Raw genomic sequence first — 1,102 nt, 5'->3', positions numbered from 1 at the left:
CGCACGAGGCACGGCTTCTTGTTATCGAACTTCCAGTTCGGAATCAGATATTGCATCGCGACGCCATCATCGCGTGCGCCGAGTCCGTGCTGCTGATACAGCGCGTGCGCCTTTTCCACTTCGTCCATATCCAGCTCCACGCCCAGACCCGGCACTTCCGGCACCTTCACTTTGCCGCCGACGATCTGCAGCGGATCGCGCGTCAGACGCTGGCCGTCCTGCCAGATCCAGTGCGTATCGATCGCGGTGATCTTGCCCGGCGCGGCAGCGGCGACGTGCGTGAACATCGCGAGCGACACGTCGAAGTGATTGTTCGAATGCGAGCCCCACGTGAGCCCCCAGTCGTTGCACATCTGCGCGACGCGCACCGAGCCTTGCATCGTCCAGAAATGCGGATCGGCGAGCGGAATGTCGACCGATTGCAACTGGATCGCGTGCCCCCTCTGACGCCAGTCGGTCGCGATCATGTTGGTCGCCGTCGGCAGGCCGGTCGCGCGGCGGAATTCCGCCATCACTTCGCGGCCCGAATAGCCGTTTTCCGCGCCGCACGGATCTTCCGCGTAGGCGAGCACGTCGTGCTGGTCGCGGCACAGGCGGATCGCTTCGGCTAACGACCATGCGCCGTTGGGATCGAGCGTCACGCGCGCCTGCGGAAAACGTTCGGCAAGCGCGGTGACGGCTTCGATTTCCGCATCGCCCGCGAGCACGCCGCCCTTGAGCTTGAAGTCGTTGAAGCCGTAGCGCGCCTGCGCGGCTTCCGCGAGACGCACGACCGCTTCGGGCGTCAAAGCGACTTCGGTGCGCACGCGGTCCCAGTCGTCCTTGCCATCCGCGCCGGATGCATACGGCAGATCGGTTTTGTTGCGGTCGCCGACGTAGAACAGATAACCGAGCATTTCGACTTCATCGCGCTGCTGGCCTTCGCCGAGGAGCGCCGCTACGGGCACGCCGAGATGCTTGCCGAGTAGATCGAGCAGCGCCGCTTCCAGCCCGGTGACGGCGTGAATCGTCGTGCGCAAGTCGAAGGTTTGCAGGCCACGGCCGCCCGCGTCGCGATCGGCGAACTTCGTGCGAACCTGATTCAGCACCGAATGCAGATTGC

The 1,102-nt window shown here is 64.5% G+C and carries 1 protein-coding gene; it reads right to left on the bottom strand.

What is annotated here, in order from left to right; all coding sequences use genetic code 11:
- A partial coding sequence (locus AWB82_RS36665; RefSeq protein WP_086974112.1) for an enolase C-terminal domain-like protein occupies window positions 1–1,102 on the bottom strand: 1,102 nt, incomplete at both ends.

This window comes from Caballeronia glebae, from assembly GCF_001545035.1.
GTDB classification, from domain to species: Bacteria; Pseudomonadota; Gammaproteobacteria; order Burkholderiales; family Burkholderiaceae; genus Caballeronia; species Caballeronia glebae.
This window is presented reverse-complemented; position numbering and strand designations above follow the sequence as displayed.